Raw genomic sequence first — 16,633 nt, forward strand, 5'->3', positions numbered from 1 at the left:
GACTAAGCTTCCTTTCTTAATTTCAATTCCCGCTCACGCTGAACGGTACGCACTCTGGCAATGTCCTGTTTTACAGAACCGATGGCCGAGAAGTTTTCCAGCTGACCTGTTGCATCTTGAAAGCGGAGGTTGAAGAGCTCTTGCTTAAGATCATTCAGTTTGGAAACCAAATCTTCATCGGTTAATTTACGAATGTCTACGGCTTTCATTATTCGTCACCTTCCTGTCCTACCGCATCAGAGGTCACCATCTTGGTTTTGATGGGGAGTTTTGCAGATGCCAGACGCATAGCTTCCTGAGCGATCTCAGGAGCAACACCGGACATTTCAAAGAGGATACGGCCAGGCTTCACAACGGCTACCCAGTACTCGGGAGCTCCTTTACCGGAACCCATGCGGACTTCCGCAGGCTTCTTGGAAACAGGCTTGTCCGGGAAAACTTTGATCCAAATATTACCACCACGCTTGATGTAACGGGTCATGGCACGACGGGCCGCTTCAATCTGGTTGGCCGTCATCCAGCATGGCTCCATGGCCATAAGGCCATATTCACCATAAGCGAGGCTATTTCCACGAGTGGCTACGCCTTTCATGCGTCCACGATGGACCCGGCGATGCTTCACTCTCTTAGGCATTAACATATTGCTACCTCCTTGCGCAGGTTAACGGTCGCCCCGGTTTGAGCGATTATCACGTCCGCCCCGGCGGTTATTGTCCTGGCGGTCATTTCTTCCCCGACCCCGGTTATTCCGGCGACGTCCGCCCTTGGCTTGTGGCTGGGGCTTGGGCATTTCGGCTTCTTTCATGCCGGGAAGCACTTCACCAATGTAGATCCAAACCTTGACCCCGATCGCTCCGTACTGCGTCTTAGCGGTCGCTTCTCCGTAACGGATGTCCGCACGAAGTGTCTGCAGAGGAATAGATCCTTCGCTGTAGTGTTCCACCCGGGCAATATCCGCACCGCCCAGACGACCGGCACAGGAAGTTTTAATTCCCTTAGCTCCGGCCCGCATGGTCCGCTGCATGGCTTGTTTCATGGCCCGACGGAAGGAGACGCGGTTTTCCATGTCTTCAGCGATCCGCTCAGCTTGAAGTTGGGCATCCAGGTCCGGATTGCGTACTTCCTCAACATTAATAAGGACGGTCTTTCCGGTTTTCTTATCCAGCTTCTTTTTGAGAGCATCAACCGAGGCACCGGCCTTTCCGATGACCACACCGGGTTTAGCGGTTTTAACGGTGACGCGAACCCGACCCATAGTGCGTTCAATGGCGATTTCGGAGATTCCGGCTTCTTTGAGGTCTTCCTCAATGATATTGCGAATGTCGTGGTCTTCTTTGATTAAAGAGGCAAAGTTATTATCATCAGCAAACCAATGAGAATCCCAGTCTTTGATGACGCCAACTCGTAAACCCTTTGGATGTACTTTTTGACCCATTAGTTATCTTCCTCCTCTGTCTCTTTCTCAGCGACGACAACGCCAATATGGGATGTCCGTTTTAGAATCGGGTAGGCTGCCCCTTTTGCCTTGGGATGCCAGCGCTTCATTGTGGGACCATCGTTAGCCCACGCTTTGGAAACGACCAGGTCTTCCCGATCTAAGCTCAAGTTGTTTTCTGCATTGGCGATGGCCGATTTCAGGACATCTTCCAGGAGCTTAGCCCCCTTCTTCGGGGTGAATCTCAAGATGGTCAAGGCTTCATCGACCTTCTTGCCACGGATCTCGTTGCAAATATAGTTGACTTTGCGAGGAGAGATGCGGACATATTTTGCTTCAGCTCTAGCTTCCATTCTCTTCCTCCTTATTTCAATACGGCGGACTTATCCGACTTGGCGTGTCCCCGGAAAGTCCGTGTGGGAACAAATTCACCAAGCTTGTGGCCAACCATATCTTCTGTGATATAAATGGGCACGTGCTTGCGACCGTCGTGGACTGCGATGGTATGACCAACGAAGTCCGGGAAGATGGTCGAGCGACGGGACCAAGTTTTGATGACTTTTTTCTGATTGTCTTGGTTGAGGGCATCGACCTTCTTCATCAGATGGTCGTCGACAAAGGGCCCTTTTTTCAGCGATCTGCTCATGACATCCTCCTACTACTTGGTCTTTCTTCTGCGTACAATGAACTGGTTGGAGGCCTTCTTCGGATCCCTGGTCTTTACGCCGCGGCTCTTCTTTCCCCAGGGGGTCATCGGAACAGGACGTCCGACAGGTGCACGGCCTTCACCACCGCCGTGTGGGTGGTCAACCGGGTTCATGGCTGAACCGCGGACGTGAGGCTTGCGATCACTGTAGCGTTTCTTACCGGCCTTGCCCATCCGAACTAAGCCATTATCAATGTTGCCGACCTGGCCGATGGTTGCCTTGCAGTTCAAGAGGATCAAACGGAATTCTCCGGAGGGCATACGAATTTGAGCGTATTTCCCTTCCTTGGCCATCAGGCTGGCTTCCGAACCTGCGGAACGGACCAGCTGTCCGCCTTTTCCGGGATAAAGCTCGATGTTATGAATGACCGTGCCGACCGGAATAGCAGAAAGGGGAAGAGCATTCCCGATTTTGATGTCCACATCTGCGCCCGATTCCACCTTATCCCCTACCTGGAGGCCACGGGGAGCGATAATATAACGCTTTTCCCCGTCAGCATAATGAAGGAGGGCGATGTTGGCGGACCGGTTGGGGTCGTATTCAATCGATGAAACAGTGGCGACGATGTTGTCCTTGTTCCGCTTGAAGTCGATGATCCGGTAGCGACGCTTGGTACCGCCGCCGCGGAAACGGAGAGTAATCCGTCCGGTATTGTTCCGACCGCCCTTATTCTTCAGGGGTGCAGTCAGCGTTTTTTCCGGTCTTGTCTTTGTCACTTCCTCAAAGGTGGAGACCCGCATCAGGCGGCGACCCGGTGAGGTTGGTTTATATTTCCTAATTCCCATAACTTCCTCCCGTTTCCATTACATGCCTTCAAAGAATTCGATAGCTTCCGAATCCTCTGTCAGGGTTACGATGGCTTTTTTCCAATCGGGATCCTTGTAGGCATGCATGCCCATCCGGCGGTTCTTGCCCTTGACGTTGATGGTGTTGACTCTCTTGACCTTGACGCCATCAAAAGCGGCTTCCACAGCCTGACGGATCTCCGCTTTATTCGCTTTCTTGTCCACACGGAATGTGTAGGTGTTGTGTTCCATAGCGTCCATGGCCTGTTCAGTGATGATGGGCGCTTGGATCACATCATATGGAGATTTCTTCATTATTGAAATACCTCCTCTGCTTTCTTGACAGCATCCTGGGTCATAATCAGGGATTCTGACCGGACGAGGTCATAGACGTTCATTTCATCGACAGAGATGGTCTGAACACTGGGGATGTTCTTGAAGGAGCCGATTGTTTCAGGAGAGGCATCCTTGACCACGATCAGGGCCTTTTTGCCGGCTTTGATTGCCTCCAAAACCTTGGCTGCTTCCTTGGTGGAGTAAGCATCCAGCTTGAGATCATCGAGAACAGTAAACTGATCTTCTCTCACTTTGGAGGTGAGAACGGATTTTAAGGCCAAACGACGGATCTTCTTCGGCGTCGTGTAGGAATAGTCTCTGGGTTTGATCGCAAAAACCATGCCGCCGCCTCTCCAGTTGGGCTGGGTTCTTGACCCTGCACGGGCCCGACCTGTCCCCTTCTGACGGAAGGGCTTGCGGCCACCGCCCCGAACCTCACCCCGGGTCTTGGCCGAGTGAGTTCCCTGACGTTTGTTGGCCCGGATGTTCTTAATTACGGTATAAACGGCGTGGTCGTTCACTTCGACATCAAAGAGGCGGTCCGATAGGTCGAGCTCTCCGACAACTTCGCCGGTTTGGTTTAATATATTCACCTTGGTCATTGTCATCCTCCTTATTTGCTTGCCTTGGCCGCCTGCTTGACGGTAACCAGGCCTCCCTTTGGTCCGGGAATGGCACCTTTTACCAAGAGGATCGACTGGTCAGCGTCCACACGGACGATCTTAAGGTTCTGAACCGTTACCCGGTCATGCCCCATTTTCCCTGAGCCTTTCGTTCCGGGGAATACGCGGGCAGGATAAGAACCTGCGGCACGAGCACCGGCAACCCGGTGGGACTTTGAACCGTGACCCATGGGGCCCCGTCCCTGGTTCCAACGTCGGATAGCACCTTGTGTGCCCTTGCCTTTTGAAGTGCCGATCACGTCGACAATTTCACCTTCTTCAAAAATGTCTGCCTTGATCTCCTGACCCAGCTCATAGGTCTGGCCTTCGATCATCGGCAGCTCGCGGATGTACCTTTTGACCGCAATGTTCGCCTTGTTGAAATGGCCCTTTTCCGGCTTGTTGGTTCTGGATTCTTTCTTATCAATGAAACCAACCTGGATGGCATCGTAGCCGTCAGTCTCGGTCGTCTTGACCTGAGTGACATAGACGGGCCCCGCCTGGATGACGGTCACCGGCGTAACGACACCGTCCTCGTCAAAGACTTGGGTCATGCCAAGCTTTTTACCTAAAATCTCTTTCACGTTTTTTCCTCCTTAATTACAGCGGATCAATTCCGGCCCTTGGCCGTCCATGATCATCCTAACTATGGGATTACAGCTTGATCTCAATGTCCACACCGGCAGGAAGGTTGAGCTTTTTCAAAGCTTCCAGGGTGTTCATGTTGGGGCGGACAATGTCAATAAGACGCTTGTGGGTTCTCTGCTCGAACTGCTCCCGGCTGTCCTTATGCTTGTGCGGGGAACGCAGGATCGTAATGATCTCCTTGTCGGTGGGCAGGGGGATCGGTCCGGAAACATCCGCACCTGACCGCTTGCAGGCTTCGACAATCTTTTGAGCGGAAGCGTCAATGACTTCGTGGTCATAGGCCCGAAGCCGAATTCTGATCTTCTGATTTGCCATTTCTTTTCCTCCTTGGTTTATTTTGAGCGTCTTATCTTATAGGAAAGGAATCCTTTCGTGAGATGGATACGCTCTTCGTACCACGATACACGGGGCCGGGTGTGTCCTGCATGGCCCTATAAAAAAGAAATACCGTGGTGCGACCGTCCAGGTCGTGCCGGACTGCTCAGCAAAAATTACCTCGGCAACCGCCGTTTCCTCTAGTAGGTTGAAAACAACCCCTTTAGAAGTCCTTCGACGTCCGAGCAACCTCTTGCTTCATCGCCTAGTATTTCAGGACACTCCTAATAGTATACAGGTTTCTAATGGAAATGCAAGATTTTTTCTTGTAGTTTACACTTTTTTTATACTTTGGATTGCATGATGTGAAGTTTCCGCCCTATCCGTCAAGAAAACATGTAAGGTGGAAAAGAGTCACCGCCCTATTGACTCTTCTCCCGGATAAGGCGGAGTCTGGCATTTTTCCACACGAAGGCTTCCTCTCCGCTCTAAAAATGGATGGTCCGGATAAAGTCCTGAGCTTCTTGGGTTTTTGGCCGCTCAAAGAATTCATGAGAGGGCGCAGACTCCAGGATCTTTCCCTGGGCCATAAAGCAGACCCGCTTGGCCACCTCCCGGGCAAAGGCCATCTCATGGGTGACGACCAGCATGGTCATCCCCTCCTCGGCAATCTTCTGCATGACCCGGAGGACCTCCCCTACGTTCTTGGGGTCCAGAGCAGAGGTGGGCTCATCAAAGAGAAGGATGTCGGGATCCATGGAGAGGGCCCGGGCGATGGCCACCCGCTGGGCCTGACCCCCGGAGAGCTGGCCCGGGAAGGACTTGGCATAATCAGCCATCCCCACCTCTTCGAGGAGGGCCATGGCCTTCTCCCGGGCCTCCTTATCAGACCGCTTGAGGACCTTGGTCTGTGCAAGAATGCAGTTATCCAGAACGGACATGTTGTCAAATAAATAGAAGGATTGGAAGACCATGCCCACCCGAGCCCGGTAGGCCTTGCGGTCAAAACCGGGTTCCAGGATGGACTTGCCCCGGAAGCGGATGTCCCCGCCTAAGGGCTCCTCCAGAAGGTTAAGGCAGCGGAGCATGGTGGATTTCCCGGCCCCGGATTCTCCGATGAAGGTAATGACCTCGGAGGGAGCCACGTCGAAGTTGACCCCCTTGAGGACCTCCTTGTCCCCATAGGACATGGTCAGGTCACGAACCTCCAGGATGGGATGAGTGTCGGATGGAGAATAGGCTGTTTGATTGGCGAAAGTCATGGAATCCTCCTAGGCGGTTACAGACTTTAGACTGAAGTTGCGGTTACGGTGGGCAAAGATCTTTCGGAGGACCCAGGAAAGGACCAGGGTCAGAAAGAGGTAGATGGCACCGGCGATCAGATAAGCTTCAAAGGTCTTGAGCGTGGACCCGGCCACGCCTTTAGTGATAAAGAAGAGCTCCGTCACGGAGATAACGTTAAGGACGGATGTGTCTTTGATATTCACGATGAGCTCGTTGCCGATGGAAGGCAGGATGGCCTTGATGGCCTGGGGGAAGATGACGGAAAAGAGGGTCTGGGTATGGCTGAGACCCAGGGCCTTGGCTGCTTCCCACTGGCCTTGGGGAACGGAGTCGATTCCCCCTCGGATGGTTTCAGACAGGTAGGCACCCGTATTAATAGAAACGATGAAGATGGCAGCAAAACCCGCATTCATATCAATATCAAAGAACATTTTGGACCCATAGAAGATCAACATGGCCTGAACCATCATGGGCGTTCCCCGGAAAATTTCCACATAAAGGGTGAGAAGGGCACGGACGAAACCGATCAGGATCCGGTAGGGCCAGGGATCCCGTTTGGACGAGGGCAGGGACCGGAGGGTTTGGACGAGAAGGCCGATCAGGAAACCGAAAAAGGTGGAAAGGCTGGCGATCAGAAGGGTGATCCCCGTCCCGCGGAGGAAGGGGCCGGAGTAGTTGGACCAGAGGAAGGCCACGGTTGAGAAGAAGCCTTCTCCCCCCTCTTTTTCGGTGGAGAGGAGGACGGCCTCATCCATGGCCCGGTCACGGTCCTCTTGGCTGATCTCCTCCATGACCCGGTTGACCTCCTCCCGGAGGGGGGATCCCTTGGCCAGGCCAACAGCCACGGAGACATCGTCCAGGTCTACCTCGAAGCCCTTGTCCTCTTCGAATTCCACAAAGGTCAGGTCGGGGTGGGCTACCATGGCCGACCGGGCACCCGGCCGCTCAGAAATGTAGCCGTCAATTTTCTTGGCCTGGAGAGCGGTGATCATGGTGGGAAAATCCTGCATGGCCGGCATCTTGTCCACACCGGGGATCTGGTCCACCACCGTGTAGTGGAAGGTGGAGAGCTGGCCTGTGATCTTGGCCCCGGAAAAGTCCTCCAAGCTCTTCGCTTGGGTATAGGGGCCGTCCTTCCGGACCACCATGACCAGGTCCGATTGGTAGTAGGGGGCAGTGAAGTCAATCTCCTCTTTCCGCTCAGGAGTGGGGCTCATCCCGGCAATAATAGCATCAATTTTTCCTGACTTGAGAGCAGGCGGAAGACCGTCCCAGTCAATTTTGACAATGACCAGTTTCTTGCCCAGACGCCGGGCAATTTCCTTGGCCATCCATACGTCATAGCCTTGGGCATACTCCCCCGGACTGTTGGAGACCGGAAGAGCTCCATGGCCATCCGTAGGCTCCGACCAGTTGAAGGGAGCATAGTTGACTTCCATGCCGATGGTGAAGGTATCCTCCTCCCCCTCCGCTATGGCGGGCCGGTGAAAGGCCCCGACGAAAAGAAGAGCGAAAGCCAGGAGCCCGGTCAGGATTGTCTTTTTGATGCGAGTGTTCATACGAACCTCCTCTGTTGCCGCTCCCAGAGGCTATGAGAAAACAAAAAACGGAAAGGCTTGTGCCTTTCCGTGAATCTTCCCTCACAGTAGCACAACACCAACTTGAGCGATGGTTGGTGACAGTCCGGACCTTATTCAAGTCCGTCCCAACACGACTCCGTGCCCGGAGCCGAATTTCGGCAAGGAAACCTTTTGGACCATTCACCGGCTGCCGCCTCCCGGTCCTCATCATTTTCCTCGCGCCTCTACTTGGATCTATGGATCGAAAGTACATATTCTTACCCGAAAAAGAATATTCTTTCGAATTTCTATCCACTATACGACACTATCTCCTGAATGTCAAATCCCATGCTTGTCTTTTTTACCGGTCTGTATAATAATGAAGATGACTGAAAACGTTAGCGGGGCCACCTTTCCGGGCTCGGATAGACTGTGAGGTTGTCATGGTAAAATCCTTAACCATAGATATGCTTTCTAAAATGTTCCCCAATAAGATGGCGGCAGCCGGAGAAATTGTCCGCCTCCGGACCATCATGGGCATGCCCAAGGGGACGGAATATTTCTTTTCTGATGTGCATGGCGAGGATAAAGCCTTCCTCCACATGCTCCGGTCAGCCTCCGGAAATATCCGTCGAAAGATCCGGGATGTCTACCGGTCCCGCCTGTCGGAAGACCGGCAGAATGAACTGGCCTCCATTATTTATGATCCTCAGACTGCCCTGGCTAAGCGACAAGAACTCCTTCAAGACTCCCGCTGGGTTCGGGATACCATTCTCCAACTGGTGGAGGTGGCCCGCTTTATTGCCTCCAAATACCCCCGAGACCAGGTATCTTCCAAAATGCCATGTAATTACCGAACCACTCTCCATGAGCTCATGGAATCCAACGATGGAGAGATCGACCGGAGAACCTACTACTATTCCATCATCTCCGGCATCCTGGATGAGGAGGCTCAGGAGGACTTTATCACTGAACTCTGTCTCATGATCCAGCGAATCTGCGTCAACCATATCCATGTTGTTGGGGATATTTTCGACCGCGGACCCCACCCCCATACCATCATGGAGGAACTCATCCACTTCGGCAACCAGGTGGATGTCCAGTGGGGCAACCACGACGTGGTTTGGATGGGAGCTGCCCTGGGCAATGAGGTCTGCATGATGGCAGTTATGCGAAATGCCATCAAATACAATACCTTTGACTGCCTGGAGGACGGATACGGAATCCACCTCCGGGTCCTGGATGACTTTGCCCGGCAGGTCTACGGAGATGACCCCTGCGACATTTTTATGCCCAGGATTTATGATGAAAATATTTACGATGTGGTGGATGAGCGTCAAGCTGCCCGGATGCATAAGGCCGTGGCCATCCTGGAATTCAAGCTGGAGGGCCAACTCTACGAACGTCATCCGGAATATGAAATGACCGACCGGATCGTCCTCAAGAAGGTGGACTGGGAGACCATGGAATATGTGTCCATCGACGGAAGCCGCTACAAGCTCACGGACACCAACTTCCCCACCATCGATCCCAAGGATCCCCTCAAGCTGACCGACCAGGAGGAAGAACTCCTCCGGAACATCAAGGCCTCCTTCCTCCACTCCGAACGCCTTCAACGCCACAACACCTTCCTCTTCACCCGGGGTTCTTCCTACCTGACCATGAACGGGAACCTCCTCTACCATGGTTGCCTGCCCATGACGGAGGACGGGGAATTCGACGGCATCACCATCGACGGGGAGTTCAAGTCCGGCAAGGCCCTCATGGACTACCTGGACTTCATCGTCACCCAGGCCTACTATGCCCCTGAGACCTCCCAGCGGAAGCGGGATGCGGTGGACTTCATGTGGTATCTCTGGTGTGGACCCAAGTCCCCCATGTTCGGTAAGCGGAAGATGGCCACCTTCGAACGCTACTTCACCACCGATAAGAAAAACCATAAGGAAAAAATGAACCCCTACTTTGCCCTCTCCTCGGAAGAGGCCATTGCCAGGAAGATCCTCAAGGAATTTGATTTGGACCCGGACAAGGGCCACATCATCAATGGCCATGTTCCGGTCATCAAGGAAAAGGGACAGAGTCCCATGCGGGCCAACGGCCGCCTCTTTGTCATTGACGGAGGCATCGCCAAGTCCTACCAAAAACAAACGGGGATTGCAGGCTACACCCTTATCTACAACTCCCACCATATCGCCCTTGCTGAGCATGTGGACTACAATGCCCTTACTGACGAGTTGGAGACCTATGCCCCCAATGTCCGAACCGTTGACCGTTATGACCGCCGGGTTCTCATTTCCGATACGGACCTGGGCAAGGAATACCAGGTCAAGATTACTGCCCTCCGCCAGCTCATCAATGCCTATACGGCGGGCCTCCTCAAGGAAGAAGTCATCCTCTAATTTCCCAAAAAAGTCCAAAACCATTTCTTCTTCCTGCCCCTTTTGGGTAAAGGTAGAGGGAATGGTTTTTTGTCAGGAATGGATAACGCCGAAGCGTCCTCCCGGGTGCTTCAGAAAGAGAGGATCTATTTGGATTATTCAAAAATTCGCTATTTTGTTTTTGATATTGATGGAACCCTGGTAACGGAAGAAAAAAAGATCAGTCCCGCCACCAAACAAGCGGTTATGCGTCTCCTGGACAAGGGCTACCGGGTTTCCATTGCTTCGGGTCGTCGGATTGGCGGTTTCCGTCGCTATGCCAGGGAGCTGGGTTTTGCCGACGATGCCACCTTAATCGGGATGAATGGTGGCCAGATCGAGACCATGTCCGGCGCCCCCATCTATAAAGCCCCCCTGGAAGACAAGGGAGACCTGGCCGATTATGTGGATTTTTGGCTGGATTACCCCGTCATTCTTGTTTACTATTTCGCTGACCACCTGGTCAGCCTCAATCTTCAGGACGATGAGGTGGGAAAAGACTTCCTCCACACCCTCCTGGAAAGGGCCGAGGTGGCTTCGGTGGAATCCGCCAGGGACCCCCGTGAGATCGAGGGACTGCCCCTCAAGGTCCTCACCTACGGGGATCCGGATATCATTCAGGAGGCCATTCAAAAAATGCCCGACCGCTTCGCCGACTGTTTCAGCCAGGTCCTGTCCGAGCCCTTCTTCTTCGAGATTATGAAGAAGGGAACCTCCAAGGGGAATGGGGTGGAGAAGGCCGCTGATGCCCTGGGCTTGTCCATGGACCGGATTATGACTTTTGGTGACCAGAACAATGACCTGTCCATGATCCGCCAGGCCGGCATCGGGGTGGCTATGGGCAATGCCTGCCCGGACCTTAAGGAGGCAGCGGATGTGGTCATTGGGACCAACGAAGAAGATGGGATCGCCCACTTCCTGGAAGAAGCCGGCTTTTTAGACTAGAAAGGACCTACCATGAGTGAATTTCGCTATAACCCCCTTTTAGACGACTGGACCATCGTCAACGGAAACCGGCAAAAACGGCCGGACCGGCCCAAGGACTACTGTGCTTTCTGTCCGGGTTCCGGCAAGGTCCCCGACCACTACCGGGTCCTCAAATACGACAATGACTGGCCCTCCATGTCCACCCAGCCGGCCCAGCCCGACCCGGTGGCTAATGCCTTTTTCAAGACGGCCCCCTCCTACGGCAAGTGTGAGGTGATTCTTTATTCCCCGGACCATGAGGCTTCCCTTCACGACCTCCCCAAGGACCACCTCATGGAACTGGTCGACCTCTGGATCGACCGCTTCCGGGACCTCTCCTCCGACCCTAAGATCAAGTACGTCCTGGCTTTTGAAAACCGGGGCAAGGAAGTCGGCACCACCCAAATTCACCCTCATGGCCAGATCTACGCCTTCGGCTTCCTCCCCCTCCGGATCCGCCTGGAGCTGGACCAATCCAAGGCCTACTATGAAAAACACGGCCAGGGCCTCCTCTCCAAGCTCCGGGATGAAGAAGTCAAGTTCGGGAAGCGGGTTATCTTCCAGAATGACCACTTTGTCGTCTTCCTCCCCTTCTATACGGACTGGCCCTACGGGGTCTATGTCCTCCCCAAGGAGGATAAGCTGACCTCTTTCGATGATTTCGACAAAGAAACCGCTGAGGCCTTTGCCCTCACCCTCAAGGAAGTCCAGGGCATGTATGACACCCTCTTCAACAGGCCCTTCCCCTACATGATGGGGATTTACCAAAAGCCTCTCCATACTGAGAACTATGCGGATGCGGACAAGTACTACCCCTTCCACCTCAAGTTCTTCCCCCCTCTCCGCGGAGAGAACTCGATTAAATGGAACGCTTCATCCGAAACCTGCGCCTGGGCCAAGACCAATCCCCGGATTGTGGAAGAAACGGCCGAGGAACTTCGGCAGGCCCTGGAGAAATATCGCTTGATTAATCAATCATTATAGGAGGAACCTGTGGAAGGGGAACATCGCCTAAAGAAGATTGTTGGCTGGGAGAGTATTTTGTTTCTCCTCTGCTTCTTTGGTTTTTTTATTGGAATAGGGAGTGTCATGGGGGCGACCAATATGCTCATGACTCTGATGAATACGGCCTATGACAGCCTGATGAATACCTGCTTTTACATCATGGCCATCTCAGTCCTGGCCGGTGCGGTGTCAGGCCTCTTCTCCGAGTTCGGCCTGATTGCCCTGGTCAATAAGGTCCTCTCCCTGATCATGGGGCCCATCTATGACCTGCCGGGGGCAGCCTCCCTGGGCGTGATGAATTGCTATCTCTCAGACAACCCGGCCATCTTGACCCTGGCCACGGAGGAGAACTTCATCCGCTATTTCAAGGACTATCAAAAGCCCGCCCTGACCAACCTGGGAACGGCCTTCGGCATGGGCTTGATCACCACGACGACCATGATGGCCCTGCCGGTGGATGGGGCCATGAAGGCCGCCCTGGTCGGAAACCTGGGGGCCATCGTGGGTAGCGTAGTCAGCGTCCGCCTCATGTTGAGGGCCTCCAAAAAGAAATATGGCGACCTGAGCGGGCCCGGGATGGACATGAAGGATACCCTCCCCACCACCATGCGGATTGTCCGGCCGGGGAGCGTGGGCCAACGCTTTATCGAAGCCCTCCTGGACGGGGGCCGTCGGGGCGTGGACATGGGGGTGGCCATTATCCCGGGAGTCCTGGGCATTTGCACCATCGTCCTCCTCCTGACCAACGGGCCGGGAGCCGGGGGCGTATACACCGGCGCGGCCGGTGAGGGGGTCCCTCTCCTCCCCTGGTTGGGAGAGAAGCTGGCCTTCCTCCTCCGCCCCATCTTCGGCTTCTCCTCCTCCCAGGCCATCGCTGTCCCCATGACCGCCCTGGGATCCAGCGGAGCCGCCATCGGCGTCGTTAAAACCATGGCCCAGGTCGGCCAGGTGACCGGCAATGACATCGCCGTCTTCACCGCCATCTGCATGTGCTGGTCGGGCTACCTCTCCACCCACGTGGCCATGATGGAAGCCCTGGGCTGCAAGGACCTGACCGGACGGTCCATCCTCAGCCATACCATCGGCGGCCTCTGCGCAGGCATCGCCGCCCACCTCATTTTTATGGTCTTGTAAAGGTCATTTCTAATGCCCCTATAGTGGTGATTTTGCATTTTCAGCGAAACCACCACTATATTTTTTATGGGGCAGTAGTGGTGGTTCTGCCGATTTCCTCAAACCACCACTACCATGAGGCTAAAACAATAGTGGTGGTTCTGCCAATTTCCTTAAATCACCACTATCGTGAGGCCAAAAAACTAGTGGTGGTTCGGCCAATTTTGTCAAACCAACACTATCGTGAGGCCAAAACAATAATGGTGGTTAGGCCAATTTCGTCAAACCACCACTATCGTGAGGCCAAAAAACTAGTGGTGGTTCGGCCAATTTCCTTAAACCACCACTACGACAAAGGGAAAAGGCCAGATAAAGGTCCTATAAAAAACTGTGGCTTAACCCAACAGGGTCAGCCACAGTTTTTTTGTTTGTTTCTCCGTCCCCTAAAAAACGCCTGGAGGATATTTCGATTTTCCTCTTCCAGGACTCCGCCCTTGATCGGGTAGGTGTGGAGGGACCGGCCCAGGTCAGGGACCATGGCGGCGGACCCCAGCCCTCCCCCTTCCGGGTCATGGACCCCGAAGACCACCCGGCCGATGCGGGCATGGACCAAGGCGGCAGCACACATGAGGCAGGGCTCCAGAGTCACATAGAGGGTGAAGTCCTGGAGATAGCGGCCTTCCTTTTTGGAGGCTTCCTGGATCAGGAGGAGTTCGGCATGGGCCAGGCCGTAGGCCAGATCCTCCACCCGGTTACCGGCCCGGTAGAGGGTAGCCCCCCGGCGGACCAGGATGGCTCCGACCGGGACCTCGCCCCGGGCCTGGGCCTTCCGGGCCTCTGCCATGGCCTCCCTCATATGGAAGATATCCAAAAAGTCTGAGGGGAAGACCTGGCAAGATTTGGGCTTCTTCCTCCCCTTGAAACCCCGCATCCGGCTTTTCAAACGGAATCTCCCCTGATAGGTCGAAAAGGGAAGGGGATTGATTGTCCCATGACAGACATTGATCTTATCCATCATCTTCTCCCCTCTCCCAGGTCGATGAGCTGGGCCCTTTCATTGAAGAAGGAATCCCGGATAATCCGAGTAGAAAGAATAACCGAGAGGAAGGCGCCGGAAAGGACAAAGAAGAAGACCATAATTTGGTACATGATGGCCTTGGTGGGGTCCACGCCGGCGAACATGAGGCCCGACATCATGCCGGGCAGAGTGACCAGGCCCACCGTCCGGACAGAGTCGATGGTGGGCTGGAGGGAGGCCTTTCGGGCATCCTTGAGGACCTCTTCCGAGGCCTGGGCAGGGCTGGCCCCCAGGGAGAGGCGTTCCATGACCTGCTGGGTCCGGTCCTTGTAGTAGGCGCGGAGGTTGGTGAAGGCCAGGCCCACCGCCTTCATGGAATTTCCGGCGATCATGCCGGCGATAGGGATGATCTGGGAGGGAACAAAGGCGACGGAAGAGGATAGGACCAGGACGGACAGGTTGACCGCCGTGGTCAAGCCCAGGGAGAGGAGGGCAGCGACCAGGGCCCGGTCCAGGCCCCGGGCTCGTTTGGCTGCATTCCAGGCGGCATTGAAGACAATAAAAGCCACCATGACCAGGGTGATGAGGACATGGTCCAGCTGGAAGATCCCCCCCAGGATCCAGCCCACGGCAAAGAGTTGGACAATCATCCGGAGGACGGCCACTAACATATCCTTCCCCATATCCAGGTCCATTTTTCTGGACAGGGCCAGGGCAAAGATGACCAGACTGGAAGCCATGGCCAGGGACGGCCAAGAAACCTGAAGTTGGTCCATCTTATGCCTCCTTCCTCATGGGAATCGGAAAGGACCGGTCCGCCATAGTCCGGTCCTCGGGGTTGTGGGAGACAAGAAGGAAGGTCAGGTCCTCCTTTGCCCGAAGGTCCCAGAGCCAGGCCATGATGTTTTGGCTGTTTTCCTTGTCCAGGGAAGAAGTGATTTCGTCCAGGAGAAGGATCTTGGGTAGGAAGAGGAGGTTCCGAATTAGGGCTACCCTCTGGCGTTCCCCGCCCGAAAGCTGACCCACACCCTTGTAGAGGTATTCCCTGGACAGACCCGACTGGGCCAGGAGGTCCAGGGCATGGTCCCGATCGAAGTCCAGACCCCGGATTTCATAGGGAAAAACCAGGTTGTCGGCGACCGTCTCCCCGAAAAGGATGGGATTTTGAAAGCAATAGGAAACCTCCCGGCGTAGGAGGGTGGGGTCCATGTCCCCCACCGGACTCCCCTCCAATAGATAGGTCCCCTCCACTTCGAGGTTGTCATTGGTCATAAGAGCCAGGAGCTTGAGAAAGGTGGACTTTCCGGAACCTGAAGGACCGGTGATAGCCACCGTCTCCCCCCGGCCCAGGCGGAAATGGGAAACCTCCAGGATAAGCCGGCCCGTTTTTTTATCTTTGACGGTAACCCCGTTTAAGAGAACCAGGGGGTTTTGGACATCCGGTGACTTTGCCGCATCCATCCCTCTATCCCTCTTTCTCCGAACCTTCCGGGTCCAGCCCTCTGGCCTCTTCCTGTCCGGGTTGGTAGTTCCTTTCCTCCTCCAGGGAGAGAACCGGAATGGTCCGGTAGTTTTGAGAGGGGCCGAAGGTCCGCCGGAAATAATCCGCCAGGGGTTTGCCCTCCAGGAGGTAGGACCTGAGGAGGGGAACCAGGTCTCCGTAACGGTCCAGGGCTAAGGCCCGTAGTTTATCCAGACGGAGATTGGAATCCGCACAGGAGGGGTTCTCCTCCTTATCCACAAAGAGGTCCTTGAGGGCCGACTTGGGCGAGACCATGCCAAGAAAACCCCGTACCAGCTTTCGACGGCCGGGGCCGGCGGTGGAGAAGACCCGGAGGACCTTGGCCTGACCCTCCATGCAGGAATAGACTTCATCCGGAGAGAGACCGTAGACAGCCCCAATCACCCGGGCATCTTCCCGGTTGGGGTCGATCAGGTAGGCCCGGGGATAGGTGGAAGGGTCTTCCACCCCGTTTTTCCGCATCAAATAACCGTCATATTGGGATTCAATGAGGTTGTGGGAGACAGCGGAAACCTCCTCCTTGCGTTCAATATAGGGATGACAAGTGGAATCCAAGGTGAAGTGGGAGAGCATGGCAAAGGCGTAGATCATGATCTCCTCTTCCTTGCGGGGATTCTTCTCCAAAGCTTGGCGAAACTTCTCAAAGATTTCCGTCGCCGGCTTATCGTGGATTTTTCCTCCCAATTTTTCCTGATTAATCCTGGACCAAGGTTTGGAATAGAAGAGGAGGTCGGGGCCCTGGACACCGAAATTGTATAAAGAAGGCCGACGGTCAATGGACCGGATCCATTCGTTGGGCAACTTGGTCAGACAATCCTGGCCAAACTGAAAATGGGCATAGGTTGTAGGCATGTCTTCTCC

20 protein-coding genes and 1 riboswitch are annotated in these 16,633 nt (G+C 54.5%); of the genes, 4 read left to right on the forward strand and 16 right to left on the reverse strand.

What is annotated here, in order from left to right:
• Positions 1 to 2 precede the first annotated feature (2 nt).
• The 12 genes from rpmC to BN2373_RS00735 all read right to left on the reverse strand — a co-directional run bounded on the left by rpmC (position 3) and on the right by BN2373_RS00735 (position 7,731).
• Positions 3 to 209 carry a 50S ribosomal protein L29 gene (gene rpmC, locus BN2373_RS00680; RefSeq protein ID WP_053942273.1) on the reverse strand — a complete coding sequence of 69 codons (207 nt, stop codon included), beginning with the start codon at positions 207 to 209 and terminating at the stop codon, positions 3 to 5.
• Positions 209 to 640: a 50S ribosomal protein L16 gene (gene rplP, locus BN2373_RS00685; protein ID WP_053942274.1), complete on the reverse strand. Its 432-nt coding sequence runs from the start codon at positions 638 to 640 to the stop codon at positions 209 to 211. The genes rpmC and rplP overlap by 1 nt, the downstream gene beginning before the upstream one ends.
• A gap of 21 nt (positions 641 to 661) precedes the next feature.
• Entirely contained in the window at positions 662 to 1,435 is a 774-nt protein-coding gene (gene rpsC / locus BN2373_RS00690) for a 30S ribosomal protein S3 (protein WP_053942275.1), read from the reverse strand.
• Entirely contained in the window at positions 1,435 to 1,788 is a 354-nt protein-coding gene (gene rplV / locus BN2373_RS00695) for a 50S ribosomal protein L22 (RefSeq protein ID WP_053942276.1), read from the reverse strand. The genes rpsC and rplV overlap by 1 nt, the downstream gene beginning before the upstream one ends.
• A gap of 11 nt (positions 1,789 to 1,799) precedes the next feature.
• Positions 1,800 to 2,081, reverse strand: coding sequence for a 30S ribosomal protein S19 (gene rpsS / locus BN2373_RS00700; protein WP_053942277.1), 282 nt, complete (start codon positions 2,079 to 2,081; stop codon positions 1,800 to 1,802).
• A 12-nt stretch (positions 2,082 to 2,093) separates the two neighbouring features.
• Positions 2,094 to 2,927: a 50S ribosomal protein L2 gene (gene rplB / locus BN2373_RS00705; protein WP_053942278.1), complete on the reverse strand. Its 834-nt coding sequence runs from the start codon at positions 2,925 to 2,927 to the stop codon at positions 2,094 to 2,096.
• Positions 2,928 to 2,945: 18 nt separating this feature from the next.
• Entirely contained in the window at positions 2,946 to 3,242 is a 297-nt protein-coding gene (gene rplW / locus BN2373_RS00710; protein WP_053942279.1) for a 50S ribosomal protein L23, read from the reverse strand.
• Complete coding sequence (rplD, locus tag BN2373_RS00715; RefSeq protein WP_053942280.1) at positions 3,242 to 3,865, reverse strand: 50S ribosomal protein L4; 624 nt, start codon at positions 3,863 to 3,865, stop codon at positions 3,242 to 3,244. The genes rplW and rplD overlap by 1 nt, the downstream gene beginning before the upstream one ends.
• Before the next feature lie 11 nt (positions 3,866 to 3,876).
• Complete coding sequence (gene rplC / locus BN2373_RS00720) at positions 3,877 to 4,509, reverse strand: 50S ribosomal protein L3 (RefSeq protein WP_053942281.1); 633 nt, start codon at positions 4,507 to 4,509, stop codon at positions 3,877 to 3,879.
• A 70-nt stretch (positions 4,510 to 4,579) separates the two neighbouring features.
• Positions 4,580 to 4,888, reverse strand: coding sequence for a 30S ribosomal protein S10 (gene rpsJ / locus BN2373_RS00725; protein ID WP_019134724.1), 309 nt, complete (start codon positions 4,886 to 4,888; stop codon positions 4,580 to 4,582).
• 488 nt (positions 4,889 to 5,376) lie between these two features.
• Positions 5,377 to 6,150 carry an amino acid ABC transporter ATP-binding protein gene (locus BN2373_RS00730; RefSeq protein ID WP_053942282.1) on the reverse strand — a complete coding sequence of 258 codons (774 nt, stop codon included), beginning with the start codon at positions 6,148 to 6,150 and terminating at the stop codon, positions 5,377 to 5,379.
• Between the two features lie 9 nt (positions 6,151 to 6,159).
• Positions 6,160 to 7,731: an ABC transporter permease subunit gene (locus tag BN2373_RS00735; protein ID WP_053942283.1), complete on the reverse strand. Its 1,572-nt coding sequence runs from the start codon at positions 7,729 to 7,731 to the stop codon at positions 6,160 to 6,162.
• Between the two features lie 79 nt (positions 7,732 to 7,810).
• Positions 7,811 to 7,987, reverse strand: a riboswitch (Lysine riboswitch).
• Positions 7,988 to 8,174: 187 nt separating this feature from the next.
• On the opposite strand from BN2373_RS00735, the gene BN2373_RS00740 reads away from it, so the two are divergent.
• The 4 genes from BN2373_RS00740 to BN2373_RS00755 all read left to right on the forward strand — a co-directional run bounded on the left by BN2373_RS00740 (position 8,175) and on the right by BN2373_RS00755 (position 13,253).
• Complete coding sequence (locus BN2373_RS00740; RefSeq protein ID WP_053942284.1) at positions 8,175 to 10,130, forward strand: fructose-bisphosphatase class III; 1,956 nt, start codon at positions 8,175 to 8,177, stop codon at positions 10,128 to 10,130.
• Positions 10,131 to 10,259: 129 nt separating this feature from the next.
• Positions 10,260 to 11,093 carry a Cof-type HAD-IIB family hydrolase gene (locus tag BN2373_RS00745; RefSeq protein WP_162200031.1) on the forward strand — a complete coding sequence of 278 codons (834 nt, stop codon included), beginning with the start codon at positions 10,260 to 10,262 and terminating at the stop codon, positions 11,091 to 11,093.
• 12 nt (positions 11,094 to 11,105) lie between these two features.
• Positions 11,106 to 12,098 (forward strand): galactose-1-phosphate uridylyltransferase, encoded by a 993-nt coding sequence (gene galT, locus BN2373_RS00750; protein WP_053942286.1) that lies wholly within the window; start codon positions 11,106 to 11,108, stop codon positions 12,096 to 12,098.
• 9 nt (positions 12,099 to 12,107) lie between these two features.
• Positions 12,108 to 13,253: a CD0519/CD1768 family membrane protein gene (locus BN2373_RS00755; RefSeq protein WP_053942287.1), complete on the forward strand. Its 1,146-nt coding sequence runs from the start codon at positions 12,108 to 12,110 to the stop codon at positions 13,251 to 13,253.
• Positions 13,254 to 13,641: 388 nt separating this feature from the next.
• Here the strand turns inward: BN2373_RS00755 and BN2373_RS00760 are convergent, their stop codons facing one another.
• The 4 genes from BN2373_RS00760 to BN2373_RS00775 are packed head-to-tail and all read right to left on the reverse strand — an operon-like array spanning position 13,642 to position 16,624.
• Positions 13,642 to 14,247 (reverse strand): nucleoside deaminase, encoded by a 606-nt coding sequence (locus BN2373_RS00760; protein WP_238379606.1) that lies wholly within the window; start codon positions 14,245 to 14,247, stop codon positions 13,642 to 13,644.
• Positions 14,247 to 15,026 carry an ABC transporter permease gene (locus BN2373_RS00765; protein ID WP_053942288.1) on the reverse strand — a complete coding sequence of 260 codons (780 nt, stop codon included), beginning with the start codon at positions 15,024 to 15,026 and terminating at the stop codon, positions 14,247 to 14,249. Before BN2373_RS00765 ends, BN2373_RS00760 begins: the two co-directional genes overlap by 1 nt.
• A 1-nt stretch (position 15,027) precedes the next feature.
• A complete protein-coding gene (locus BN2373_RS00770) occupies positions 15,028 to 15,711 on the reverse strand; it encodes an ABC transporter ATP-binding protein (protein WP_053942289.1) in 684 nt (227 codons plus the stop codon).
• A gap of 4 nt (positions 15,712 to 15,715) precedes the next feature.
• A complete protein-coding gene (locus tag BN2373_RS00775; protein WP_053942290.1) occupies positions 15,716 to 16,624 on the reverse strand; it encodes a zinc dependent phospholipase C family protein in 909 nt (302 codons plus the stop codon).
• Positions 16,625 to 16,633: the final 9 nt, after the last annotated feature.

The organism is Kallipyga gabonensis, from assembly GCF_001286805.1.
GTDB lineage: Bacteria > Bacillota > Clostridia > Tissierellales > Peptoniphilaceae > Kallipyga > Kallipyga gabonensis.

What these genes read in the sequence shown, in the direction of transcription:
- BN2373_RS00735 (WP_053942283.1), bottom strand. Translation starts at nt 7,731, where the DNA reads ATGAACACTCGCATCAAAAAGACAATCCTGACCGGGCTCCTGGCTTTC.
- rpsJ (WP_019134724.1), bottom strand. Translation starts at nt 4,888, where the DNA reads ATGGCAAATCAGAAGATCAGAATTCGGCTTCGGGCCTATGACCACGAA.
- BN2373_RS00730 (WP_053942282.1), bottom strand. Translation starts at nt 6,150, where the DNA reads ATGACTTTCGCCAATCAAACAGCCTATTCTCCATCCGACACTCATCCC.
- galT (WP_053942286.1), top strand. Translation starts at nt 11,106, where the DNA reads ATGAGTGAATTTCGCTATAACCCCCTTTTAGACGACTGGACCATCGTC.
- rplV (WP_053942276.1), bottom strand. Translation starts at nt 1,788, where the DNA reads ATGGAAGCTAGAGCTGAAGCAAAATATGTCCGCATCTCTCCTCGCAAA.
- rpsC (WP_053942275.1), bottom strand. Translation starts at nt 1,435, where the DNA reads ATGGGTCAAAAAGTACATCCAAAGGGTTTACGAGTTGGCGTCATCAAA.
- BN2373_RS00760 (WP_238379606.1), bottom strand. Translation starts at nt 14,247, where the DNA reads ATGGATAAGATCAATGTCTGTCATGGGACAATCAATCCCCTTCCCTTT.
- BN2373_RS00775 (WP_053942290.1), bottom strand. Translation starts at nt 16,624, where the DNA reads ATGCCTACAACCTATGCCCATTTTCAGTTTGGCCAGGATTGTCTGACC.
- BN2373_RS00740 (WP_053942284.1), top strand. Translation starts at nt 8,175, where the DNA reads ATGGTAAAATCCTTAACCATAGATATGCTTTCTAAAATGTTCCCCAAT.
- BN2373_RS00770 (WP_053942289.1), bottom strand. Translation starts at nt 15,711, where the DNA reads ATGGATGCGGCAAAGTCACCGGATGTCCAAAACCCCCTGGTTCTCTTA.
- rpmC (WP_053942273.1), bottom strand. Translation starts at nt 209, where the DNA reads ATGAAAGCCGTAGACATTCGTAAATTAACCGATGAAGATTTGGTTTCC.
- rpsS (WP_053942277.1), bottom strand. Translation starts at nt 2,081, where the DNA reads ATGAGCAGATCGCTGAAAAAAGGGCCCTTTGTCGACGACCATCTGATG.
- rplB (WP_053942278.1), bottom strand. Translation starts at nt 2,927, where the DNA reads ATGGGAATTAGGAAATATAAACCAACCTCACCGGGTCGCCGCCTGATG.
- rplP (WP_053942274.1), bottom strand. Translation starts at nt 640, where the DNA reads ATGTTAATGCCTAAGAGAGTGAAGCATCGCCGGGTCCATCGTGGACGC.
- rplW (WP_053942279.1), bottom strand. Translation starts at nt 3,242, where the DNA reads ATGAAGAAATCTCCATATGATGTGATCCAAGCGCCCATCATCACTGAA.
- BN2373_RS00765 (WP_053942288.1), bottom strand. Translation starts at nt 15,026, where the DNA reads ATGGACCAACTTCAGGTTTCTTGGCCGTCCCTGGCCATGGCTTCCAGT.
- rplD (WP_053942280.1), bottom strand. Translation starts at nt 3,865, where the DNA reads ATGACCAAGGTGAATATATTAAACCAAACCGGCGAAGTTGTCGGAGAG.